This window comes from candidate division KSB1 bacterium, from assembly GCA_034506395.1.
Taxonomy (GTDB): Bacteria; Zhuqueibacterota; Zhuqueibacteria; order Thermofontimicrobiales; family Thermofontimicrobiaceae; genus Thermofontimicrobium.
This window is the reverse complement of the sequence record JAPDPQ010000024.1, coordinates 17,567-41,052: the sequence shown is the minus strand read 5'-3', so window position 1 is coordinate 41,052 and position 23,486 is coordinate 17,567. Positions and strand designations below refer to the sequence as shown.

16 protein-coding genes and 1 other RNA gene are annotated in these 23,486 nt (G+C 44.7%); 2 read left to right on the top strand and 15 right to left on the bottom strand.

Features of this window, described 5'->3' with window-relative positions; translation table 11 throughout:
- Positions 1–7: 7 nt before the first annotated feature.
- The 13 genes from ONB37_14465 to ONB37_14405 form a co-directional block, all read right to left on the bottom strand.
- Entirely contained in the window at positions 8–403 is a 396-nt protein-coding gene (locus tag ONB37_14465) for a hypothetical protein (GenBank protein ID MDZ7401362.1), read from the bottom strand.
- A 33-nt stretch (positions 404–436) separates the two neighbouring features.
- Positions 437–1,528 (bottom strand): HPr(Ser) kinase/phosphatase, encoded by a 1,092-nt coding sequence (gene hprK, locus ONB37_14460; protein ID MDZ7401361.1) that lies wholly within the window; start codon positions 1,526–1,528, stop codon positions 437–439.
- A gap of 77 nt (positions 1,529–1,605) precedes the next feature.
- On the bottom strand, positions 1,606–1,917 hold the full coding sequence (raiA, locus tag ONB37_14455) for a ribosome-associated translation inhibitor RaiA (GenBank protein MDZ7401360.1): 312 nt from the start codon (positions 1,915–1,917) through the stop codon (positions 1,606–1,608).
- Between the two features lie 56 nt (positions 1,918–1,973).
- Positions 1,974–2,924 carry a tyrosine recombinase XerC gene (locus ONB37_14450; protein ID MDZ7401359.1) on the bottom strand — a complete coding sequence of 317 codons (951 nt, stop codon included), beginning with the start codon at positions 2,922–2,924 and terminating at the stop codon, positions 1,974–1,976.
- Entirely contained in the window at positions 2,899–5,175 is a 2,277-nt protein-coding gene (gene topA, locus ONB37_14445) for a type I DNA topoisomerase (protein MDZ7401358.1), read from the bottom strand. Before topA ends, ONB37_14450 begins: the two co-directional genes overlap by 26 nt.
- Before the next feature lie 23 nt (positions 5,176–5,198).
- Entirely contained in the window at positions 5,199–5,672 is a 474-nt protein-coding gene (locus ONB37_14440) for a DUF494 family protein (protein ID MDZ7401357.1), read from the bottom strand.
- A 527-nt stretch (positions 5,673–6,199) separates the two neighbouring features.
- Positions 6,200–9,370 (bottom strand): preprotein translocase subunit SecA, encoded by a 3,171-nt coding sequence (gene secA, locus ONB37_14435; protein ID MDZ7401356.1) that lies wholly within the window; start codon positions 9,368–9,370, stop codon positions 6,200–6,202.
- A gap of 77 nt (positions 9,371–9,447) precedes the next feature.
- Entirely contained in the window at positions 9,448–9,906 is a 459-nt protein-coding gene (gene nusB, locus ONB37_14430) for a transcription antitermination factor NusB (protein ID MDZ7401355.1), read from the bottom strand.
- A 323-nt stretch (positions 9,907–10,229) separates the two neighbouring features.
- Positions 10,230–11,156 (bottom strand): branched-chain amino acid transaminase, encoded by a 927-nt coding sequence (locus tag ONB37_14425; protein MDZ7401354.1) that lies wholly within the window; start codon positions 11,154–11,156, stop codon positions 10,230–10,232.
- A 400-nt stretch (positions 11,157–11,556) separates the two neighbouring features.
- Positions 11,557–12,564, bottom strand: coding sequence for a peptidylprolyl isomerase (locus ONB37_14420; GenBank protein MDZ7401353.1), 1,008 nt, complete (start codon positions 12,562–12,564; stop codon positions 11,557–11,559).
- Positions 12,565–12,646: 82 nt separating this feature from the next.
- Positions 12,647–14,344 carry a single-stranded-DNA-specific exonuclease RecJ gene (gene recJ / locus ONB37_14415; GenBank protein MDZ7401352.1) on the bottom strand — a complete coding sequence of 566 codons (1,698 nt, stop codon included), beginning with the start codon at positions 14,342–14,344 and terminating at the stop codon, positions 12,647–12,649.
- A 42-nt stretch (positions 14,345–14,386) separates the two neighbouring features.
- Positions 14,387–14,740, bottom strand: an RNA gene (gene rnpB, locus ONB37_14410) — RNase P RNA component class A.
- Positions 14,741–14,786: 46 nt separating this feature from the next.
- Positions 14,787–15,530, bottom strand: coding sequence for a C4-type zinc ribbon domain-containing protein (locus tag ONB37_14405; protein MDZ7401351.1), 744 nt, complete (start codon positions 15,528–15,530; stop codon positions 14,787–14,789).
- 758 nt (positions 15,531–16,288) lie between these two features.
- Between ONB37_14405 and ONB37_14400 the strand changes: the two genes are divergently transcribed.
- Together ONB37_14400 and ONB37_14395 are read left to right on the top strand one after the other, a co-directional pair.
- On the top strand, positions 16,289–17,782 hold the full coding sequence (locus ONB37_14400) for an STAS domain-containing protein (GenBank protein MDZ7401350.1): 1,494 nt from the start codon (positions 16,289–16,291) through the stop codon (positions 17,780–17,782).
- Positions 17,783–18,008: 226 nt separating this feature from the next.
- Positions 18,009–19,304, top strand: a complete 1,296-nt coding sequence (locus tag ONB37_14395; protein MDZ7401349.1) for an MFS transporter — start codon at positions 18,009–18,011, stop codon at positions 19,302–19,304.
- Between the two features lie 468 nt (positions 19,305–19,772).
- Here the strand turns inward: ONB37_14395 and ftsZ are convergent, their stop codons facing one another.
- Positions 19,773–21,413 (bottom strand): cell division protein FtsZ, encoded by a 1,641-nt coding sequence (gene ftsZ, locus ONB37_14390; GenBank protein ID MDZ7401348.1) that lies wholly within the window; start codon positions 21,411–21,413, stop codon positions 19,773–19,775.
- Positions 21,414–21,603: 190 nt separating this feature from the next.
- Positions 21,604–23,448 carry a hypothetical protein gene (locus ONB37_14385; protein ID MDZ7401347.1) on the bottom strand — a complete coding sequence of 615 codons (1,845 nt, stop codon included), beginning with the start codon at positions 23,446–23,448 and terminating at the stop codon, positions 21,604–21,606.
- Between the last annotated feature and the right edge of the window lie 38 nt (positions 23,449–23,486).

The window sequence follows — 23,486 nt, the reverse complement described above, 5'->3', positions numbered from 1 at the left end:
CCACCACTTAATCTGATCCAATGACAAATTTGCAAATTCCCCGAATGCCATCCTCTTTGATGATATCCGCTAATTCTGAAATCTCATAGCGATCTCGCTTTGTAAAAAAAGAAAGCAGCATCGATAAATTCACGCCAGACACCACTTCGATCCGAGGCAATTGTCGAGCAACGGCGACTGCTGAATTCCAGCAACTTCCTCCCATAAGACTCACCATGATAATTGCCCCTCCAGACCATTGGCGTTCTGAAAGAATCTGCTTCAATTCTATGTTCAAGCGCTGCATCGACAACGTTGCCGTGGACAAGGCGTAAGCATCATTTACCTCGCCGAGAATCGACGATGCTGCTTCCAGCAGTGCCTCACCAATGGTACCATGAGTAAGTATAATTCCACCGATCATAGTTGTCTCAATTCGTTCTCCAGATGGCTTTGATTATTCTGTGTCATAAAAAAGATAATCTTTCAAAGTGGTGCTTGCTTTGATGCGCTCTTTCAATTTCTCGTTAAATTCTCTCGCCGTATGCTGCCCATAAATTTTGAGCAAATGATTCTGGGCGATCACCTCCGCCAGAACTGTTATGTTCTTGCCAGGGAAAATCGGCAAATTTACCACAGGGATTTGTACGTCCAAATAAGTCGAATAGTACTCTTCTAATCCAGTGCGATCATAATCTTTACCTTCCTCCCAATCCTCTAAATGGATCTCCACTTCAACCCGTTTCTGAAATCGAACGGCATGGACGCCGAATATGCTGCAAACATCAATGATACCGATCCCCCGAATCTCCATGTGGTGCAAGAGGGCTTCGCTGCAATAGCCGATCAGGATGCCTTCAGGATGCCGCTTCAAATATACCACATCATCAGCCACCAGCCGATGGCCGCGTTCGACCAGGTCCAAGGCCACCTCGCTTTTGCCAATTCCGCTCCTACCAGTGATCAGCACACCCACGCCATAAACATCGACCAACGATCCATGGATCGTCTTGGTCGGAGCAAATTCCCTTTCCAGATAGTTGCTAAGCATCTGAATGACATGAGTGGTGGAATAACTGCTCCGAAGAATCGTGATCTTCTTCTCGTTGGCAATCGCAACAAATTGATCTGGAGGCTGATTATTTTCAGTGATAATGATGCATGGGATATCGAACTCGAAAACTTTTCTGAGACTGGATTCGAGCTTGGTTGGAGTCAGTGTCTCCAAAAACGCCAGCTCCGTATTGCCAATGACCTGAACTCGCCTGAAGGTAAAAACGTCAACAAAACCACTGAGCGCCAGACCAGGGCGATGGACTTCTTTCTCTTTGATCTTTTTATGAAAACTGAAGCAGTCATTCAAGACTGTCAACTTAAGTCGGTTCCGATTGTCTTCATAAAGTTTTTCAACGGTTAATTCGTTCATAGCCATAGCGACTTGACCATATTTTTGCGGATCATAGCCGATATTGTGCGTCGATCGCTGGCAGGCCGATTTAGTCGAATATTGATTTCCTTCGCACTGCAGCACTGCCAGCGATCGACCCATCGAATTCGGGTTACACGCCCGCAGTCACAAGCCAACACAATTTCGCCTCAAATGAGGAACCGCCAGACCACTAACCATTAAACTGTGGGCTTGCTATTTGCGTATTGCTGAAATTTTTTCTCTTTATAACGTTTTAGCTTTCGCTCCATCTTTTGCACGGCCATATCGATCGATTTATAAATATCATCCGATTTCTCAATCACTGTTAAGACCTGCCCGTAAACGGTTACATTTAGTTCCGCAATTTGAATCTCCTTCTGATAATCCAATATGATGTCACAACTAACGATCCCATCGTAGAATTTTTCCAATCGGGATACTTCATTTTGAGCATATTCTTTAAGTCTTGGGGAAGACTTATAATGACGGGCGGTGAAATTGATTCTCATAGGAAGCCTCCTTATGAATTAAAATTGAAGTGAAACTGCACAAGAAAGGGATGATTTTAATCTCGATCAGCACGTGGATGGGCTAACCGATAAATCTCTTTGAGTCGTTCCTTTGAAACATGGGTATAAATTTGAGTAGCGGCCAAACTGGAATGGCCTAACAATTCTTTCACAGCCATTAAGTCAGCGCCACCATCCAGTAAATGCGTAGCAAAAGAATGCCGAAGCGCATGGGGATGGGTACCAGTTGCAGCGACCTGTTGCAAGTACTTTTCTACCCTTCGCTCGATGCCGCGTCGCGATAATGGATGCCCATGCTTATTCAGGAATAAAGAGCTCACTGTTCTCGTTATGCTTTTTTTTAGGAATTCTGCTCTCACCTCCAAATAATCTTTTAGTGCAATTTTAGCCAATTCTCCGAAAGGAACTAATCGCTGTTTGTTCCCCTTGCCGGATACTCGAATTACCCCATTGGCAAAATCCAAATCGGATAGCTTCAGATTCGCTAACTCTCGTAAGCGAATGCCTGTTCCATAAAACAGCTCAATAATTGCAGCATCACGACAACCGATAGGGGTATTGGTATCTGGCAGGGTCAAGGCTTGTTTGATTTGCTGATAAGTTAACGTCACAGGAATTTTCTTCATGGCCTTCAGCGAAAATATTCCGCTGGCTGGATTTTTTGATATGATACGATGACGATGCAGATAACCGAAGAACGATTTCAGGCAAGCGATTTTGCGATTAATGCTGCTGGATTGATAGCCCCGGGCTTTAAGGTTCGCTAAAAATTGGCGCAGGATCTGTTTCGTGATCGCCTCGGGCCCAATCGTTGGTCCAAAACGCTCCTCTAAAAAACCGATAAACTGTCGCAAATCTATCCCATAAGCAGTTAGCGTATCTTCCGAATAAACTCGCTCGGTGCTCATTGAATGAAAAAATTGGTCAATCATATGATCCCAATTGGAAGCAATGGGGGAGCTATTCACTGTCTGCACTTTCTTCATACTTGGTCTTGCATTTTGGACAATAGAGATAAGTTCCCTCTTTTTGCGATTGGCGCTGCTCAAGATAAGGGGATTTGCAATTTTGGCACTCAATGGCGATGGGCTGATACCAGGTAGCAAAATCGCAATCCGGGTATCTGCTGCAACCATAGAAAACCTTGCCCTGGCGCGTCCTCCGCTCGACAATCATGCCATCACAATTCTCCTTGGGACAGCGAATCCCTAAGGAAAAAGGTTTAATATTTTTGCATTCAGGGTAGCCAGAGCAGGCCAAGAATCGACCGAAGCGTCCCTGTTTAACGACCATAGGCTTACCGCATTTATCACACTTCTGATCGGTTTGCATCTGGTCTTGTTCGATCGGTCGGGTATAGCGACATTCGGGATAGCCGCTGCATCCGATAAATTTACCATTTCGTCCCCATCGAATGACCAGGGGCTTGCCGCATTCCGGACAATACTCCGCCGTATCCTGCATCAAGGCCTCTCGGATGACCTCCTTTTTGGAGTTGACCTGCTCAAGGGCGCGGCTGAATGGATGATAGAAATCGTTCATGACTGCGCGAAAGTCCTTCTCTGCCGACTCGATCTTGTCCAGCTCAGCCTCCATTTGCGCTGTAAATTTTACATTGAATATCGATGGAAAATGCTGGATCAAAATATCGTTCACCGTAAACCCCAATTCGGTCGGCACAAGTTGCCGTCCATTTTTTTGGACATACTTCCGCGCCAATAAAGTGCTGATAATCAGGGCATAGGTACTGGGACGACCGATATCCAGATTGTCCAGCTCCTTCACCAGACTGCTCTCCGTATATCGCGCGGGTGGTTTGGTAAAATGCTGGTTGGGCAATAGATCGATCAGCGTTAGTATTTCGCCGACACGCAATTGTTTCGGAATAAATTGCTGAACGTCTTCCAACTCATCTGGAGGTTCCGATTCCTTCCCGTTCTCAATATAATCCCCATAAGCTTGTAAAAAGCCACGGAATTTGACTACCGAACCAGTGGTTCTGAATTGATAATCCGCTTTGACTTCATTTTGAACAAGGATGCCTGCATCAATGTCGATTGTCGTCTGATCCAATTTCGCATCGCTCATCTGGCAGGCGATGAAGCGGTTCCAGATCAATTCATACAATTTGTATTGTTCAGCGGTTAAATATTTTTTGATCTTGCGGGGCTCGCGCTTCATTGAGGTAGGTCGAATTGCCTCGTGGGCATCTTGGGCTCCTTTTTTGGTTTTGTAAATTCTTGGCTCTTTAGGGAGATATTCAAGGCCGTAATTGGTCGCGATATATTCTCTGGCAGCGGTGATCGCCTCATCAGCGATCCGTGTCGAGTCCGTTCGCATGTATGTAATTAGACCGATGCTCCCCTCTTCGCCCAATTCAATCCCTTCATAAAGCTGCTGGGCAATAAGCATGATGCGTTTGGATGTATAACCCAATCGCTTGGCGGCTTCTTGCTGCAGGGTACTGGTAGTAAACGGAGCATCTGGCTTGCGACTTATCTCCTTTTTGGTGATCGCTTTGATAACAAAGACCTTGTTGCGCAGGTCTTCTACTATTCTTTGAGCCGCTTCCTGGTTTTTGATATCAACTTTTTTGCCATTCACTTTGATCAGTTTGGACAAGAATGGCTCGGTTTTTTCACCCCGAAGTTTGGCCGTGATCGTCCAATATTCCTGTGGGACAAAAGCAAGGATTTCGCGCTCTCTCTCAACGATTAATCGCAATGCCACCGATTGGACCCGGCCGGCACTCAGGCCGCGATAGATTGTCTGCCAAAGGATCGGACTTACTTGGTAACCGACCAACCGATCCATCACCCGACGGGCCTTTTGCGCTTCGACTTTATTGATATCGATAGACTGTGAATTTTGGATCGCTGCTAATACCGCCCGCTCCGTAATCTCATTGAAGAGAATTCGCTTGATCCGATCGTTCTTTAGTTTGAGCTCTTCGTAAATATGCCAGGCAATAGCCTCCCCTTCACGATCTGGGTCTGTGGCAATATAAACTTGATCCGCCACTTCCGCCGCCTTCTTCATTTCATTTAATATTTTGCCCTTGCCCCGAATGGTGATATATTTCGGCTCAAAACCATCCTCGATATTCACCCCTAATTGTTGCTTCGGGAGATCTTTGATGTGCCCGACGGAAGGGATAACCTCGTAATCTTTCCCTAAAAACTTTTTAATCGTTTTGGTCTTAGCAACGGATTCAACAATGACAAGAGATTGCGCCATATATGGAAACACACGTTATCAAATTAGTGAACTTGATTGTTTTTATTGTAGACAAAAAACGAACCATCAATGAGCGGATCCGTGGTGAAAACCAAGCTGGATACCAATGCCTTAATCTCCGCAATGGAAATCCCTTGCCTGCCGCGCTTCAACGTTTGAGCCAAGATCTGTTCGATTTCTTCGTCTCCGATAATATCTAATTCGCGCAATTGAATTGGGGCATTGCTGCCAGCCGGGGAAAGCGGGGGAGGATCGAAACTGTGCCATGTGCGAACGCCATAGTCAGCAGAATTCGATTCGTTGGTTAGATTTGAATCAGCTTCTGAAGGCATTTTTTCAATCAGCCAGGAAAAAGCAGAATTGATCTCATTCTCCGTGTAGCCTTGTTCCATCAATGCTTGAGAGAGATTCTCAATATGGCCAAACAGCGCATCATCTAAGCTGGATTGCATCGCATTGACAATGTAAGCTACGATTTCCAATATGCGCTCATTCATTTTTTCCTCACTCCTTCTGCTTCTTCGGGCTGATTCTCATCTCCTATTGGGGTTTGCTTTAATATAGCATTATTTCTTTCAAAAGCAAGCGTTATTACAAACATTTAATGAGCAGCGCAATTAAAAAGCTCTTCGCGCTACGTCTTGAATTTCTCTCACTCGTTTTGTCAATCCCCAGCAGGTCAATGCCCGTTTTTTTCAGATTTTCAGAAACCACCGATCCCACTCATCCATTTTCGCTCAATTGGTGATGGTGCTTTGAATCATAATCAATTCGAGCTTACCAATATAAAAAACTTATGAGAATATAGACAACAAAGCTGCTGAATGCAAGCGTTTTTTCTTCGAAACAAGAAAATTTTATTTATCAGAACAGTGCATTGAACATTCATCGGCCCAATTAGAAATTTGGTGAAATCGCCTTCCAATATTTCTGGATATAGGACGCGAGTATTTTCCAATGGGAATTACCGCGAAGCTCTGGCTTCGTGGTTTCGAATTGATGCTCTCATATTTTCGAATAAATCTCAACGACCATGGCATTTTTTATATTTTTTGCCGCTGCCACAAGGACAGGGGTCATTTCGTCCCACTTTGGGACCGACCACCACTGGGACTTTTTTGCCTGGAGCTGGCTGCTGCGGCAATGTCTGTTGACCAGCAGCGGAGGCGGTGGCGGCTGCGGTGCGAAATCCCATCCCAGCGCTAGAATCATGGACTTCACTCAACACTCGCGGCCGACGGCGTGGGACAAATTGAGATTGATCGCGAATCTGCGCCTTGAAAATCAGTTCTACCACGCCTTCGTTGATGCGGGCCAACATGTCAGTGAAGGCGCGAAAACCTTCACTTTTGTATTCAATTAGCGGGTCCTTCTGACCGTAAGCCCGTAATCCAATCCCCTCTTTCAATTGATCCATCTCATACAAATGGTCTCGCCATTCGATATCAATCTGTTGCAACATGACCAGCCGTTCCAGCTTTCGCATATTCGCTTTGCCAATCGTCCGTTCACGCAGCGCGTAATTGGCACGAGCCTTCTCCTTGATTTGCTCGATCAGCAGTTCTTTGGTCAACCCTGGAGGAACTTCACTCCCATCGTGATACATCGGGCTGAGCAAAAAGAAGCGTTGCAGGTCTTTGTTCAGCCCGGCCCAATTCCAATCCTCGACGTATTTCTGGTCACCAACATGCAATTCTACACGATCCTCAACAATCTGGTCGATCATGTCGAGGATCACATCTCTGAGATTTTCCCCTCTTAAAGCATTGGACCGCATCTTATAGATTACTTCGCGCTGTTGGTTCATCACGTCATCATATTCCAGCAGATGTTTCCGAATTTCGAAGTTGTGCATCTCGACGCGTTTCTGCGCGCGTTCGATAGATTTGTTGATCATCGGATGCTGGATGACCTCGCCATCTTGAACCCCGAGGCGATCCATTACGCTGGCGATGCGCTCCGAGCCAAATAGCCGCATCAGATCATCTTCTAACGAGAGATAAAACCGAGATGAACCAGGGTCGCCCTGCCGACCGCTTCTGCCGCGCAGTTGTCGATCGATCCGGCGCGATTCATGCCGCTCTGTGCCAATGATGTGAAGGCCACACGGTACATCCGCCTCACATTGGCTCAGATCGAGGTCTTTTGGGATGGGCCGACCATTGTCATCAACCAGATAACAGCCCCCATCGCAGAGAACAACTCCTTTGCCTAACTTGATGTCGGTCCCGCGACCCGCCATATTGGTAGCAATAGTCACCATCCCAGGTTGCCCCGCTTTGGCCACAATCTGGGCTTCTTCTTTATGATATTTAGCGTTCAGCACCGAATGCTTGATGCCCTTTCGCTTTAACATTCGGCTCAATGTTTCAGAGACCTCAACCGAAATCGTCCCTACCAGCACTGGTCGATTCTTGCGATGCATTTCTTCGATCTCTGCAATCACTGCATTATATTTCTCTCGCTTGGTGCGATAGATCTGATCGTTATAGTCGATCCGACGCACTGGCTCATTGGTCGGAATTACAACCACATCCAGCTTGTAGATCTGCCAGAACTCATGCGCCTCTGTCTCTGCGGTACCAGTCATTCCCGCCAGCTTCTGGTACAGCCGGAAAAAGTTTTGCAGCGTAATCGTGGCTAATGTTTGGGTCTCGCGCTCGATCCTCACCCCTTCTTTCGCCTCAATCGCCTGATGCAGCCCATCGCTATATCGGCGTCCGGGCATCAATCGGCCAGTGAACTCGTCCACAATCACCACTTTCCCGTCCTCGGTGACGACATATTCGACATCGCGCTCATACAGCGAATATGCCCGTAACAATTGGGTGATATTATGAATGCGTTCGCTCTTCTCTGCGTATTCAGCTTGCACCCGCGATTTGGCCTCTTGTTTTGCCGCCTCATCAAGATTTGGGTCCTTGTCTATTTGCTCCAGCTCTGTCGCTAAATCTGGCAATACGAACATGGAAGGATCATTGGGAGACAAAGCCTCCCGACCTTTCTCGGTCAGGTCAATGACATGCGTCTTCTCATCGATCGAATAGTAGAGTTCCTCATCCAATTCGTGCAGGCGCTTATCTCGCAAATAATCCATTTCAACGCGATGGATCAGTTTTTTGGCCCCAGGCTCATGAAGCACCTTAATCAGCCGCTTGTTTTTGGGGGCACCCCGATTCGCCTGGAGTAACTTCTTCCCAGCTTCATATTCTTCCCCTTGCTCAAGCAGATGTTCCGCCTCAGCGATCAATTTATTGACCAGATTGGTTTGGCTGCGGACCAATTGGGCTACTCGCGGCTTCACTTCATCGAAGCGCTGCGTTGAATGCTCCACTGGACCGGAAATGATCAATGGGGTCCGTGCTTCGTCGATCAGGACGGAATCCACCTCATCGATGATGGCATAATAATGCCCCCGTTGCACCACATCCTCCACCCGAATGGCCATATTGTCCCGCAGATAGTCGAAACCGAACTCGTTGTTAGTGCCATAGGTGATGTCCGCATTATATGCCTTTTGGCGCTGCGATGGATTCATATCGTTAGTAATAAATGCCGGCGCCAAGCCAAGCGTCTCATAAATCTTGCCCATCCATTCGCAATCGCGTCGAGCTAAATAATCGTTGACCGTCACCAGATGTGCACCCTTGCCAACCAAGGCATTAAGATACAACGGCAAGCTCGCTACCAGCGTTTTGCCCTCGCCAGTTGCCATCTCGGCTATCTTGCCTTCATGTAATACTACTGCACCGATCAATTGCACATCAAATGGCACCATGTCCCAGGTAATCGGAATATCGCTCACTGACCAGGAATGCCCCACCAAGCGACGGCACGCTTCCTTGACCACAGCAAAAGCCTCGGGCATCAACTCGAGAAGCACTTCATCGATAGCTTCTTTCTCTTCTTTCTCTAATGCCTTTATTTCCTCTCTAATCCGCTCGGTATCGATCGGGACATCGCTGTCCACATCCTCACGCAATTGTTGCTGCAAATCATAAATCTGATCCTGAATATCGCTGACTCGCTCCTGGATTCGACGTTTAAACTCGATAGTCTTGTATCGAAGCGCATCGTCCGACAATTCATGAAATTGTTGATAGTATTCATTAATCTCAGCCACAATCGGTCTAATCCGCTTTATGTCCCGCTCATGTTTGCTGCCAAATATGAGGGTCAAAATTTTTTCCAGCATTGCTTCTCCCTACCAAAATCTCGAAACAATTCGCATCAAGTATAGCTTTTATACTGATCAATATCCATAAAGTTCAGCTATTGGCTGGTGGTCTCAATCAACCCTCGACCGGTCTTGTGCAGGCGATTGGTGGATCGGAGTTCCAAAAGCACAGCATCCAGAATCCCATTCACGAATTGACCACTTTTGGCAGTGCTGAACTTTTTAGCGATTTCGATCGCCTCATCAATGCTCACTTTCGGCGGAATATCTTCGAAGTAAAGAAATTCACAGATCGCCAGCCTGAGGATCAGCTTATCTAATATTGCTATTCGCTCAAAATCCCAATTGACAGCCTTGTGTTTGATGATTTCGTCCAGTTCGCTACAATGCTCCACCGTCGCGGTGAAGAGCTGTTCAGCAAAAGCCTTCACCGCTACGGCATCATTTTGCTGCTCAATCACATCTTGTTTGACCTCATCAACTGGGTTTTGCGATAGCTCAAGCGCATATAACGCCTGAACTGCTAATTCTCGTGCGCGTCTTCGCGAGCTCATAATCTTTGATCGTCGTCTATAATTTTTGGGATTCTACAATCAATAGTCAAGTTTGTTCCGGGCAAAAAAATCTAGTCATTTTGTAAAATTATACCCGCATTTCTAAAATGAACTCAAGCGATACATGCAACAAATTTTTGCCCCACGAAAAACACAAATTGATGCTAAAGTGCGATCGCAAAGAATAATTTTCGTGTCCTTTCGTGAGTTTCGTGGGGCAATTTTTGGATAATATTTTCCATTTTAGATTTTCAAGTTTGATAAGATGGTCTCGTCGCTTCGTTCCCTCTTTCAATGACGCGATATCAAAAAGTACTGGCAAATCAATTGATGAAGGTCAGCCAATTATAGCCGCCATCGTTTCCGCTTCTCACAATTTCAAAAAAACGATTCTGAATCTGTTTTGTAATCGGTCCAACTGTGCCACTCCCAATTACAATCTTATCTACTGATCGGATCGGTGAAACCTCAGCCGCTGTTCCAGTAAAGAACAGCTCGTCTGCAATGTAAAGCATCTCGCGAGGAATCAACATCTCTTTCACTTCATAACCCAATTCCCGCGCAATCTTAAATACGGAATCGCGAGTAATTCCCGGCAAAATTGATGAGCCCACAGTTGGGGTAAAAATCTCGTTGTTGCGAACCAAAAAAATATTTTCTCCGCTTCCTTCGCTCACAAATCCTTGACTGGATAATGCAATTCCCTCCGCATAATTGTCAATTTTTGCCTCCCATTTGATCAACTGGGAGTTCATATAATTCGCCCCGGTCTTGGCGAGCGCAGGATGAGTATTGGGATGCATCCGATGCCACGAGGAAACCCGAACATCGACCCCTTTTGTCAATGCATCCTCCCCAAGATAGGCCCCCCAGTTCAATACCGCAATGACCACTTCCACTGGACAAGCTGAAGGATCTACCCCTAATGTGTTGTAACCCCGAAACACCAAAGGCCGAATATAAGCAGATTTCAATTGATTCACTCTGACAATATCAACGCAAGCTTGCTCGATTTCCGCCATCGAAAATGGAATATCCATCCGATAAATTTTGGCTGAATCAAAAAACCGTTTGATATGATCATGCAGTCGGAAAATCGCCGAACCTTTTTGCGTTTCATAACACCTCATGCCTTCGAAAATTGACGTTCCATAATGCACGCAATGCGACATCACATGAATTTTTGCATCCCACCAATCAACATACTTCCCATTAAACCATATCTTACCTCGTTCATCTTCTGGCTTCATAAAATGCTCCTTTGGTTAGAGTTATAATTTGGGTGAGTTTGTATATTGGTGCAAATCTGCTGATTTCTTTTGGAGGTGAGCCCAAACAATAAAGGTTGATCAATTTGATTTGCGTTGAAGGGAACGATTTGCCATGAGGATAACCAAGAAATTTTGAGGAAAGATGATTCGACTAAGCCCCGTACATTTCGGCAGCAGGAATTTTTTTCAAAATAACGGAAATAAGACATAGAAATTGTCTTCGACAAAATGAGCACTATGACCGAATTTAGATCAATGAGCGACCCAAGTTATCAGATTTCTGAATTCGCAGGAATCGCATTCTTTTTTCAGATTTCATTCGATGCAACAAACACAAATGATTTTTAACCTGAATCGCTCAATATGTTCTGATTTCGCCTTATGCTTTGCCGCGAAGCTTGATTTCTGCCTTGGATTTGAGTGCCGCGACATACTGCTGAAACAGTGCATTGGACTGCTCTTGCTTGAGCCGAGCTTTAATGGCAAGTTTTACTTCTTCGAATGGCATTTTCTGGCTGCTTTTCCGCTCGTCTAATCGGATAATATGAAAGCCTAATTGGGTTCGAACCAGATCGCTCACCTGCCCTACCTTCAGGGCAAATGCGGCGTCTTCGAAATTCTTTATCATATCTCCCCGTGAAAAGAAACCAATATTCCCACCGCGGAGTGCAGAAGCTGGATCTTCCGAATATTGTCGGGCTAGCGTCTCGAAATCCTCCCCTTTTTTGATCCGGTCCAACACCCGTTGTGCCTTGGCCTCTACCGCCTTGACTTTCTCAGGATCAGCAGTTTCAGACACCTTAAACAAAATATGATGCACTCGGATTTGTTCCGGTTGCATCAGCTCCTCCCCATGGTCCTGATAATATTTGAGCGCTTCGTCATCCGTGACATCCTTGATCTGAGAAGCAATCTGTTGTTCTAATAGTTTCTGAACTGTCAGCTCCTGGGCAAGATTGATTTGAAATTGCTCCAAAGTGAGATTCGACTGCTGTAACGCCTCAAAGAACTTTTGCTCATTCGGAAATCTTCGCTTAATATTGCTCAGGGCAAGCCTCACCTCATTGCTATCTGCTTTGATATCGAGCCGTTTGGCCTCCTGCGTCAATAGCTTCAGGGAAATCATCCAGTCCAGTGCATCATTCCAAAGCATGGTATCGGAGGCAAGATGTTGAAACTGATTTACGTCTTTGCCCAATTGATTTAAAAATTGGCTGATGACTTGTTTGACATCATCATAATGAATCGCCTCCCCATTCACGATCGCTACCACCGTCGAGTCAGCAAAGCTAACTTTTGCATGCGTGGAAGATCCCTTATCTTTTTTTGAACAATTCACCAGCAGGACACATAAGCTAAAAATCACAAGCGTTCTGATTCGATTCATTGACCCCTCTCAAGAATTCAATTGAAACCGTCGCGTGTCAATCGAATAAAGATTTATTCAAATTGAATTATTTGGCGAAAGCTTACCTCAAGTCCTTTACCCGTAATTGCAATGTGGTTCGTCCCAAATAGGTGTTTTCCTCTATAACGTATGCCATGTCTAGATTGTTCGCTCCAGGCTCAATCCGATAAACAAGGTCGCCCAAATTGAAACCAATCGCATCCATCACGATGCCATCCTGTCTTACTTTAAACCTTAAGTGATTGTTCCCCACTATGGTTGGCGTACCAATCACTTGAAGCTTTTGAGACAAAAATACAGGGCGCATGTTTTGAGGACCAAATGGTGCCAGTAGTTTGAGAAATTTGTAAAAAGTGGCATTGATATCGCTTAATCGGATCTCTCCATCGATTCTGAGTTTCGGGCATAGCAAATCCTCGGTAAGCTGTTGCTGCGATATTTCGTTAAAGCGTTGACGGAACGCATCGATTTTGTCCCGAGCAATTGTCAGGCCGGCTGCGTATTTATGGCCGCCAAAACCGATGAGCAAGTCTTCACATTGTTTGAGCGCCAGGTAGATATCGAAACCGGAAATGCTTCGCGCCGAACCTTTGCCGATATTCTCATCTACTGAGATCATCACAGTGGGACGATAATATTTTTCTACCAATCGCGAGGCCACAATCCCGATCACTCCTGGGTGCCATCCTACCTGATCGACGACCAAACTGTAATAGCTGGATAAATCATAATTATCCTCGATGATCTGCTGCGCCGCTTTGAAGGTTTCTTCATCGATATTCTTTCGTTGCCGGTTTTCGGTTTCGAACAAATTGGCGATCTCGAGCGCTCGGTCATGATCTTGCGTGGTGAACAGTTCAATGGCCCGCTCGGCGTTTCCCATCCGTCCTACCGCATTGATCCGCGGCGCGATAATGAAGACGATCTGACCGGTGCTAATTGGTTTGTTCAGCAATCCAGCTACCTGTAACAGCGCTTTCAGCCCTGGTCGGGTTGTTTGATTGAGGCGTTTCAGGCCCTCTTTCACGAAAATCCGATTTTCATCAACCAATGGCACAATATCGGCGGCGCTGCCAATTGCAACCAGATCGACGAAATCTTCGATTATCGAAGCATCTAAATCCAAAGCTTGAGCCAACGCCTGGGCCAATTTATAAGCAACGCCAACCCCTGCTAATTCATGAAACGGATAGTTCGACTCGGGGCATTTTGGGTTCAACATGGCGTATGCTTGGGGCAACCGCTTTCCAGGCTCATGATGATCGCTCACAATAACATCCATGTTTAATTGTTGGGCATATTCGATCTCTCGGACAGCGGTGACGCCACAATCCACTGAAATGATCAGCCGAGTACCAAGCCGAGCTGCCTCTTCAATCCCAGCCAAAGAAATCCCATATCCCTCTCGAATCCGATGGGGAATATAAAAGTGGACATCTGCACCGATTTGTTTTAACAGCAAATAAAGCATTGAAACAGCAGTGATCCCATCAACATCGTAATCCCCATAGATCAAAATGCGTTCTTGCTGCTGGATCGCTCGGAGAATCCGTTGCACGGCTTTATTCATATCTCTGAGCAGAAATGGGTCATGCAGGTGAGTCAAATTGCCACGGAAAAATAACCACGCTTTCTCATAAGTGTCAATTCCGCGGCTCAATAGGATCTTTGAGAAAATAGGTGGGATATGTAACTGCTGTGCAAATCGATCGACCGTTTCTTTGTCATATTCATTTAGCAGAACCCACTTTAAATTCATTTAATCAACCTCACCTTCAGCAATAAAAATGGGGCTTCATCAAACCAAAGCAAGTCATAAGCCGAATTCTGTCGAGGACGATCATTCATCTGGGATCCACCTCACGATGGACCTCAAGCGACCTACCCGAGAGTCAAGCGAAGCGGGCCACTTCTCCTCTCCTATTTGGTCTTGCTCCGGACGGGGTTTACCGTGCGTCCCCTGTTACCAGTGGACCGGTGGGCTCTTACCCCACCTTTTCACCCTTATCCGCCGACTGGCGGACGGTATCTTTTCTGTGGCACTTTCCGTAGGATCACTCCTCCCTCATGTTATGAGGCGTCCTGCCCTGTGGAGTTCGGACTTTCCTCATCCGTCCGCCCTGTGGCGGACGAACGCGATCGTCTGCCTTACTTTGGAATGATGAAGCCAACCCTATGCAAATCCGCTATCGCTCAATAAATCAAACTGCGCTTTCGGCATCTATGCTCAATCGTTTTTCCAGCCGTTCATTGGTAATCACCAAAATTCGACCACAAACTTCGCAATTAATTATCCGATCCATTTTGCGGACTTCCACCACTGTTTGTGCTGGTATCGTGGCATAGCAGGCACTACAAGTATAGTTTACAACCTCAGCTAACGCGGTTCCGTTGCGCCCTTTTCGAATCCGCTCATAACTGGCAAATAATCTCCGATCAAGGTTTGAAACCAGCGCATCCCGCCTCGCCATCAGTTGTTCGTGCTCAGCATTGGTCTCAGCCAGCCGGTGCTGAAGCTCCTGCTCCCTTTCGTTCAGTGCTCGACTGAATTCAGCGACCTGCTGCTCCAGACCGGTCACTTCTTTAGCAAGCCGGTCAACTTTCTCTAATAACTCAACCCCTCTAAGCTCTGTCACCTCAATCTGTTTCTCAAAATTCTCAATCTCAACGGTGATCGCATCATATTCTTTATTGGTTTTTACACTGTAAAGCTGGTCTTGATGCTTTTTAAGCTTGTCGGTTAATGTGCGAAGCTCCAAATCCGCATTGCGACTTTGCTTTTTTGTTTCTTCCAGCTCAGTTCTGGTGCGCACCAAATCCGCCTGCAACTTGGCGAGTCTTTCTCTCAGCTCTTCAACCTGCTCAGGAAGATTTCCCTTCATCGCCTCTAATTCCATTAGCCGCGTGTCTATTTTTTGAAGCTTCACTAGCTTATAAAGTTCCATTTTGTATTATGCCTCCATAACAATTCGTCAGCGAAATAAAATTCACACCCCCTTCATTTGAAAAAGCACATAAATCCCCTTCCTCCCATCTCGAAACCCCGCTAATTGATTTTTTGCCTCCCTCCAATTCCCTGTTTTCTTCCTACCCCTAACTCGTATTTCAACTGCATAATCGATTATTTCATAAAATCTGTTATTCGATCAGCATTATTTCCGATCGCAAACAATCATTTTATATCAAAAAAAAGTGTACCAGGTCAACTGCTCTCTGGTACACTTTTTACAGCACACAATTCTCTCAATTAGCCAACAATTGGTTTGGCTCCACAGATTTATTATCGCATCAGTAACAAGATTGCTTTTAACCGATGACAACTCCCTCAAGTGATATGTGATAATCATCGTCATTGTTTTAAATTGGTATGAAAATTTTGTTTCTCAAATATACAAAACTTACCGCAAAGATGCAAGCTAAAATTTCTACCAGATTTTGCATCAATTTCAGATTCGCATTTATGATTATAAACCATCGATTGACAAGTAAATTGTGATTCATATTGAATTGAAAATTTTCTTGCTTTTTTCAATATTTATTGTTATTGTTACCACGCTTAAACTGGGGTTGAATTACGATCCAATCAACACAAAACGAGGGCAACGTTGGCGATCATCAAAATCGTTGACGTAAATCATTATGTAAGATCTGCAAAGCACATGGACTCCTGTGCGATATTTATCAGTTATATCGAGTGTGGGATATGAGCGATCTTTCAAACATGGAGCCTATTCCATTTCATAATAAAATCTTTTTTTGTGATATTATCGGCTACTCGAAATTACAGCCCATTAATCAGTACGAGTGCCATGCTCAATTAACGCGCATCATTCGAAGCTGCCTTGATAAGCTGAATGCCCGACTGATGGAAGATGTCATTGCATTGCCAACAGGCGATGGGTTGATTCTAAATTACATTAAGCCAGAGCCTGACATTCATCTGAAAACCGCTCTGGCCGTCCTAGAAATTTTGGCCAAATACAATCAATCGACTTATTGGCCGATTAAGCTTCGAATTGGGTTAAATACCAATGTGGATTCCATCGTGTTGGATGTCAACAACAAGAAAAATATTGTCGGTCGGGGGATTAATTTGGCTGAGCGCATCACCAGCCTGGGCGCTCATGGCAAAATCCTGATGCATAAACGCGTTTTCGAGGACTTAAATAATTATAAAAAATATGATGGCAAAATGATCTTCTTGGGCGATTTCACTGTCAAACACAATGTGGTCGTCCCTATCTATCAATATATCGATCCGAGCTGCGACTTTTTGGACAACACCCCATTAGAGCGAATTGATTCTACCCCATCCACACTTACTCTGAGCGACATCCGCAAAAGTCGCGTCAAAGAGAATATCCTTAGTATCAAATTGAATGCGTATGATCACGACTATTTCGATGATCTTCATGATTATCTTGAGGAGTTTCTGGATAATCAGCAATTGTTCCAGAACACCAAAATTGCGGTCAATTGGATCGCCAACGAGATGCTGGACAATGTGTTCAAACATGGAAATCTACAGCCAGAAGACACTATCTTGCTCAAATTGGATCGAGTCAAAAACGGAATTTTGATCTCCACTGAGCAGCCAGATCGCCCAGAATTTCGGACCAGAAACATCACCCAATACTCTGAAGATCATTTCCTCACTATGTTGACCAAAAAAGGAATCACCATCAATGTGCTGCATGCCAACGATCGAATGACCATTTCGTGCATGCTGCCCACTGAGTTCAAACTCAAGGAACTTCACATGCTCGATGTGGATCAACCACCAGAGCTTAAACCCAAATTAAATGAGTTGCTAGGTGACTCAGGTGTGATGACTCAGGAGCACAGCGCATCAATTAGCTATACCATGCTTGAAAATCGAATTTGCCTGATCAAATTGAAAGACAAAATTTATCAGAACGAAGTCACAAAATTCAAGGAACTCATCGACAAATTTCTGGCTGCCAAAACCATCGATTTTATTGTTGATTTATCGGAACTGGTTTATATTTGTTCTGCTGGGATCGCGAATTTCATCAACTGTTATCGGGCTGCCAGGCGCGAAGGTGGCACGATCATCTACGTCAACCCAAATGAAAAAATCCAGGAGGTATTCAGTATCTGCCGCCTGGACCAGATCCTTCAGATTACTCGCACCATTGCTGATGCCCTCGCCTATTTTCGGATGTTCTATGCATAGGGCCTCAGTATTTTCATTGATCGAACTCCTTAGCGCGACAACTATAGAATTCTCTTAATTCAACTCATTTGCTCTCACGTTTCATTACATCGATCTCATTGCCCTAGGTTAAAATTAACTATTGATGAACTCCATTTGTACTAAAACAGAACGACTTGTGCTGCCATAAAATTCAGTTATGATCGACCTCCAATGGAGAATGTATCGAATTAGCTAAGAGGGAATGATGGAAAAAAGAACGCCTTTTCCGAAGGTTTTTTGGGTCGCCAATCTTATCGAAGTTCTGGAGCGGTTTGCCTATTACGGCATCTATGTAGGTTTCGGTATCTATATGACGACGGTTCTCAAGTTTGAAGCCTCGCGTTTAGGTACAGTTCAGAGTATCTTCTTGTTCTTTTCATATGTAATACCAGTTATTTCTGGCAGCTTTGCTGATCGATTCGGTTTTAAGAAAATTTTAATCGTTTCTTACCTTGCCTATTTGCCATCGATTTTGTTGCTTATCATCTTGAAATCCTTTTCTGGTGTTTTGCTCACGATGCTAAGCATCGCTTTGGCCGCAGGGATATTTAAGCCATTGATCTCTGGAACAGTGCGAAGCGTAACCGATAAGACCAATAAGACCCTTGGTTTCGGCATTTTTTATGCAATGGTGAATATCGGTGCTTCGTTCGGTCCCATTATCGCGGGCAAATTGCGCGTGCTCTCCTGGAACTACGCATTCCTGGCTGCTGCGTCCGGGGTCATCCTCATGTTGCTAATTACCATCTTTTTCTATAAAGAGCCTCCTCGGCAAATCGAGGGTGCAACGCTGAAAACAAAACTAAACGAGCTGGTCATCGCCTTATCGAACTTAAAATTCGCTACGTTCTTGGCGATCATTGGTCTATTTTTTTGGCTGCCCCTATGGGCATTTTTCAACTTGTGTCCTCTTTATGTCGATACCACAATCGACACTGCCCAGCTGTATTTAACCGTCAAAAGCATTTTTGGCAGCTCCGTTGCCAACTTCATCTCTCGGGTCGATGAGCATGGCGTGCGAAGGATTCTCGGCGAGACGATCTCACATACCGGCTACATCATTATGATCTTTCAAGTCATCGTATCAAGAATAGCCGAGCGTTTCAAAGCATTGCCAACCTTCTCCACAGGCCTTCTGATTGCTGCCCTGGGAATGTTAATGATTGGCATTGCCCGAGTAGTGAATCCTAATTTTATCTTCGCTGGCATCTTCCTTTTTGCGATCGGTGAGATGACAGCCTCCCCTCGAATTCAAGAATACATCACCTGGATCGCTCCAAAGGAGCAAGCTGGCCTTTACATGGGTTCCAATTTCCTTCCTATTGCAGTCGGTGGTGCGCTGAGCGGCTATTTCTATACATCTCTGCTCTATTCTCAATTCAGCACCATGAATCATCCTGAATACGTCTGGCTTATCCTCGCTGGAAATTTTCTCTTGGGAGTTCTTGTCCTATTTGTTTTCACGAAAAGACTTGGAGAGTTTAAGGAACTGGAGCAATAAATGGGGGATAAAAGATCATGGTATACGGCTTCAGCTATGGAACTTGCTATTTTTAGTGCCTGAACAAAAAGCCATTGGATTAAAAATGTCATTCCGAACGAAGTGAGGAACCTGGTCATATTTTGATCCTTAGACTTACAGGTTTCTCCCTGAGGTCGAAGAGATAAAAAAGTGAGTTTTTATTCAAACCGTATTCAAAAAAAGCCTGACTGAATCCAAATTATCAACCTATTCAGTGCCTCGCAAGTACAAATCTACCTTGATCATCTCAATTTTTGCAGGCGATCATTTTGAAATTAAGCAAAAAAATGCCTCACTCGTTCACTCGTTAGAAAATGATGCAAGTGAGGCATCAAATGCCGCTCGATCCCTTTTTATTTCTAATTACGATTTAGTCAGGTTTCAACTATTGCACCGATGTCCACGCAATTCGTTTCCTTGGCAAAATTTCACTTAAAGGTTCAGCCATCAATTCACATCCATGCGCAATCTGGTTTTGACTTCCTTTTGCTCGATCTTCAATTCATCTTTAAGTATATTAGCCGATTCGCGCTCCAACGGCCGCGCCGGTTTCGGCTTTGGCATGGGACGATTATCCTGTTGATCAATCAATAATGTCAATTTTTCGATCACATGCTGAGCATCGATAATTGCCCCACTGTCATTGGCGATGATCCCGTCCAGAATTTTAGGAATTTTCCGAAAATATGGGAGAAATCCATTGGTAATTTTAATCTTCTTGGTTAATAGTTCCTCAACAAACTCACCGATGAATAACGTGAATTCCTCAAATTTCTGGTTGGAAAACATTTGAGCCGAGTTCTGAAGTGCCATGCAGGCGTTTTTGATATTGCGAAATACCTTTTCATCGTAACTGTTTTCTTCAAGCTTCTTAATTGATTCCTTCAATATATGCAAATCGCCCTTGATTTCATCAAGGAAAATCTGATCGAACACCTTTTGCGGTTTAACTTGTGGCATCGGCTCTTCGAATTCCGTTTTAATTGTCTCTTCGGGGGTAACTGCAATTTTGGGTGTATCTTTGATATCAAAGAGCTGCTTTGTTGGAGCAGGCGCTGCTGACGGAACACTCGCCTTCGGTTCTGCTATCATGGGAGTTGAAGCGGCGCGCTGTTCAGAGCGATCCGACTGGAGCCCCGTAGCGATCAACAGCACTTTGATTTTTCCTTTAGCGTTCGCATCGATCCGTGCCCCCCAAATCAGCTTGGCATCAGGAGCGAGTTTCTTGGCAATGGAGACAATGATATTTTTAGCATCTCGGATCGACATTGTCTCATCGCCAGTGATATGAATTAACGCGCTTTTCGCTCCGGTAATATCTACATCTAACAATGGATTTTCGACCGCCCGAGCCACAGCTTCTTCAGCTTTGTTTTCAGAATCACTTTCGCCAATACCGATCATGGCAGTGCTACCATCTTTCATCACAGATCGGACATCAGAAAAATCAAGATTAATGAGCCCCTTCTCGGTCACCAATTCAGTGATCCCTTTTACCGCATTGACTAACACTTCATCAGCCACTTTAAATGCCGCGTTTAATGGCAGATCTGGAACAATGTCGAGCAGTTTATCGTTTTGAACCACAATGACCGTATCAGAATTCGCGCGCAGTCGTTCCAGCCCAGCAATCGCGTTCTGTTTCCTCGCGCTCCCTTCTTCACTAAAAGGCAGCGTCACGACTGATATTGTCAGCGCATTTAAGCTCTTGGCGATCTCTGCAATTACTGGTGCTGAGCCCGTGCCAGTACCGCCTCCAAGACCACAGGTCACAAACACCATATCGCTGCCCTCGAGGCTCTTTTTGATCTCCTCTGCGTCCTCGCGGGCTGCATCTTCCCCAATTTGGGGATCGCTCCCAGAGCCAAGACCATTGGAGATATTTTTGCCAATTAATATTTTGTTGTCCGCCTTAGTATGCAAGAGCGACTGAGCATCGGTGTTAATCGCAATGGTCTCCACTCCATTGATGCCAACTTCAGCGAGGCGGGTAAGCGTATTATTTCCCGCTCCCCCAGTTCCTATGACCCGGATCACAGTGCGATGCGATCTCAAAATCTGCTCAAGTTCTTCGTCTTTGGCTTTCAAGGTCGACTCCTTGTTGCTTAACTGGTTCGATAATTCAGATACCATTTTCCCGTCACCATTAAATTAATCGATTCACCATTTACGGATATAATATTACTGGCAATCTATAGAAAATGAGAAAAGTATTTTGTGCGAAGCTTCCAATTTTTCAATTGCCAATAAGGGAGTTTCTCTGGGTACGGGGTGAGGTTCAATTGATGTTGGGCATTGAATTATCGCTTTTCGGCAGGCGCCTCATGGCAGACCCCATGAATTCCTTTAATTCTGTTACAATTTTATCAAACAATTTATGCTGTTCGAAATTATTCCGATCGAACTCCTTTAGTAACGCGACTCCATCTTCTATCGTCTGAATAATGGAAGGAGGCAATTTAATAAGATTCTGATTCGCAATAATGCTGATCGTCTCAATCAGCTCTGGCAAGCGATCCGCTTCATCAATACCAAATTTTCGCGCCAGGCGCTTTAACGAAGAACTCGCCAACTCAATATCTTCAAGTGCTACCTGAATTTTCTCCTGGTTTTTCAATTGTTTTAACGCAGCAAATAAGACTTTGAAATACCAATCAGCCTCCTGATGAAATAGTGGTGTCAAATCGTTATTGTCTCTCTTTGACGCGCGATGATTCTGCGATTCCGATTTCGAAAGGCTCGACGAGTCCAATATCTCAGCAGCTAAGGGCGTCTGTTTATCAGTGGAGACATTAATTTCATGATTATCGCGTAGAAGCGATTCCGATCGTGGCTGGGTTAATTTAGTTGATTGTCCTCCAACAAATTCCACATCATCATCAACTGAAAGATGCCTATGATTCGATTCGGTTGAATCTGATTTGATATTATGGCTCAAATGCAGGATTACCTCGTCATCATCCAGAACATCTAGCTCCGCCACATCCGCTGAAGGATTTTTTCTAACTTGAAAGCCATTAAAAATTGAACTAAAACTTGATTTATTTGAATCAGCTCTGCTTTGAGATAAAGAGGGATTGATCTTGAAACGTTCAGACTGGTCACGAACTCGATCCGAAGGCAGTTCGGCTCGCTCATTAAGTTCGCTATTATGACCGTGAGACCATTCTAGTTCAATCAGTAGTTGATTACAACGATCAACAAATTTTGCATGTGCTTCGGGGCTTACGATCCGTCCAGCAGGCTGACCTATCAAAGCTAATGCCATGTCGATAACTTCCACCAGAGATTGATCTGCTGGTCTCAACTGATTTAACGACACATGAAGTAATTGTACCATGCGATCGGCAATGATGCGAATAGGTTCCACCCCGTAATTTTCAGCCAGCCGCTGCAATTGAAGGAACCGAGCCTCTATTGACCGCATCAGCATAAAATCGGCATCAAACGTGATGGTCATTCTCAATTCAGCGATAAGTCCTAAAAGCCGGTTTAATTGTTGCTCAAAACGTTGATATTGCGCTTTGCCGTCAGTCACAGTTTCGCGCGCGGTTTTATCAGTCGATTGTATTTCAACTGAATGAACGTCCCTGACATGGGCCGGCGCAACATCTGAATTGATTATTTCACGCAAAGGACTCAGAGTGGAACTATCCTTTTTTCTGCCATTCGACTCATCCATCAATTCAACGAGCTTGGATTTAATATCTAAATATTTGCTTAAAAGGATGCGGCTTTTTTCATCCTCTATCAGAAGTTGATATACGCCCCTTAAAAAATTAGCAGCGATTTCACCGATTGTTGCTCTGATCTGCGCTTGTGATATAGATTTAAAATCGTACCCCAAAAGTATTTCGTTGAGCCCATCGATTAATTTTTCAAAATTTTTGATCTTGGAGATCTCCCGGAGCTCATTAAGTGGTACGTTTGCCGCAGTCAAATAATCAATCAGGCGAGCGATGAGCGGGATTATTGCTAATTGAGGATTACTATTATTGAGGAGGGAGGGGTTAGCCAGCAATCCCTTCACACAATGAAAAAAGTAACTATTTGGATGGAAAAATTGGTTGATCAATCGATTGTGGAAATCAGTCTCAATTGCAGTTGTTGTTAAATCCTTCATGTCAGCCCTTTGCAAATGAGATAGGACGATTACTGAAA

Excerpts from the sequence above, each read along its gene's own strand:
- recJ (MDZ7401352.1), bottom strand. The coding sequence starts at position 14,344 with ATGAATTTAAAGTGGGTTCTGCTAAATGAATATGACAAAGAAACGGTC.
- ONB37_14405 (MDZ7401351.1), bottom strand. The coding sequence starts at position 15,530 with ATGGAACTTTATAAGCTAGTGAAGCTTCAAAAAATAGACACGCGGCTA.
- ONB37_14465 (MDZ7401362.1), bottom strand. The coding sequence starts at position 403 with ATGATCGGTGGAATTATACTTACTCATGGTACCATTGGTGAGGCACTG.
- ONB37_14440 (MDZ7401357.1), bottom strand. The coding sequence starts at position 5,672 with ATGAATGAGCGCATATTGGAAATCGTAGCTTACATTGTCAATGCGATG.
- ONB37_14395 (MDZ7401349.1), top strand. The coding sequence starts at position 18,009 with ATGGAAAAAAGAACGCCTTTTCCGAAGGTTTTTTGGGTCGCCAATCTT.
- secA (MDZ7401356.1), bottom strand. The coding sequence starts at position 9,370 with ATGCTGGAAAAAATTTTGACCCTCATATTTGGCAGCAAACATGAGCGG.
- topA (MDZ7401358.1), bottom strand. The coding sequence starts at position 5,175 with ATGGCGCAATCTCTTGTCATTGTTGAATCCGTTGCTAAGACCAAAACG.
- raiA (MDZ7401360.1), bottom strand. The coding sequence starts at position 1,917 with ATGAGAATCAATTTCACCGCCCGTCATTATAAGTCTTCCCCAAGACTT.
- ONB37_14425 (MDZ7401354.1), bottom strand. The coding sequence starts at position 11,156 with ATGAAGCCAGAAGATGAACGAGGTAAGATATGGTTTAATGGGAAGTAT.
- nusB (MDZ7401355.1), bottom strand. The coding sequence starts at position 9,906 with ATGAGCTCGCGAAGACGCGCACGAGAATTAGCAGTTCAGGCGTTATAT.
- hprK (MDZ7401361.1), bottom strand. The coding sequence starts at position 1,528 with ATGGGTCGATCGCTGGCAGTGCTGCAGTGCGAAGGAAATCAATATTCG.
- ONB37_14420 (MDZ7401353.1), bottom strand. The coding sequence starts at position 12,564 with ATGAATCGAATCAGAACGCTTGTGATTTTTAGCTTATGTGTCCTGCTG.
- ONB37_14450 (MDZ7401359.1), bottom strand. The coding sequence starts at position 2,924 with ATGAAGAAAGTGCAGACAGTGAATAGCTCCCCCATTGCTTCCAATTGG.
- ONB37_14400 (MDZ7401350.1), top strand. The coding sequence starts at position 16,289 with ATGAGCGATCTTTCAAACATGGAGCCTATTCCATTTCATAATAAAATC.
- ONB37_14385 (MDZ7401347.1), bottom strand. The coding sequence starts at position 23,448 with ATGAAGGATTTAACAACAACTGCAATTGAGACTGATTTCCACAATCGA.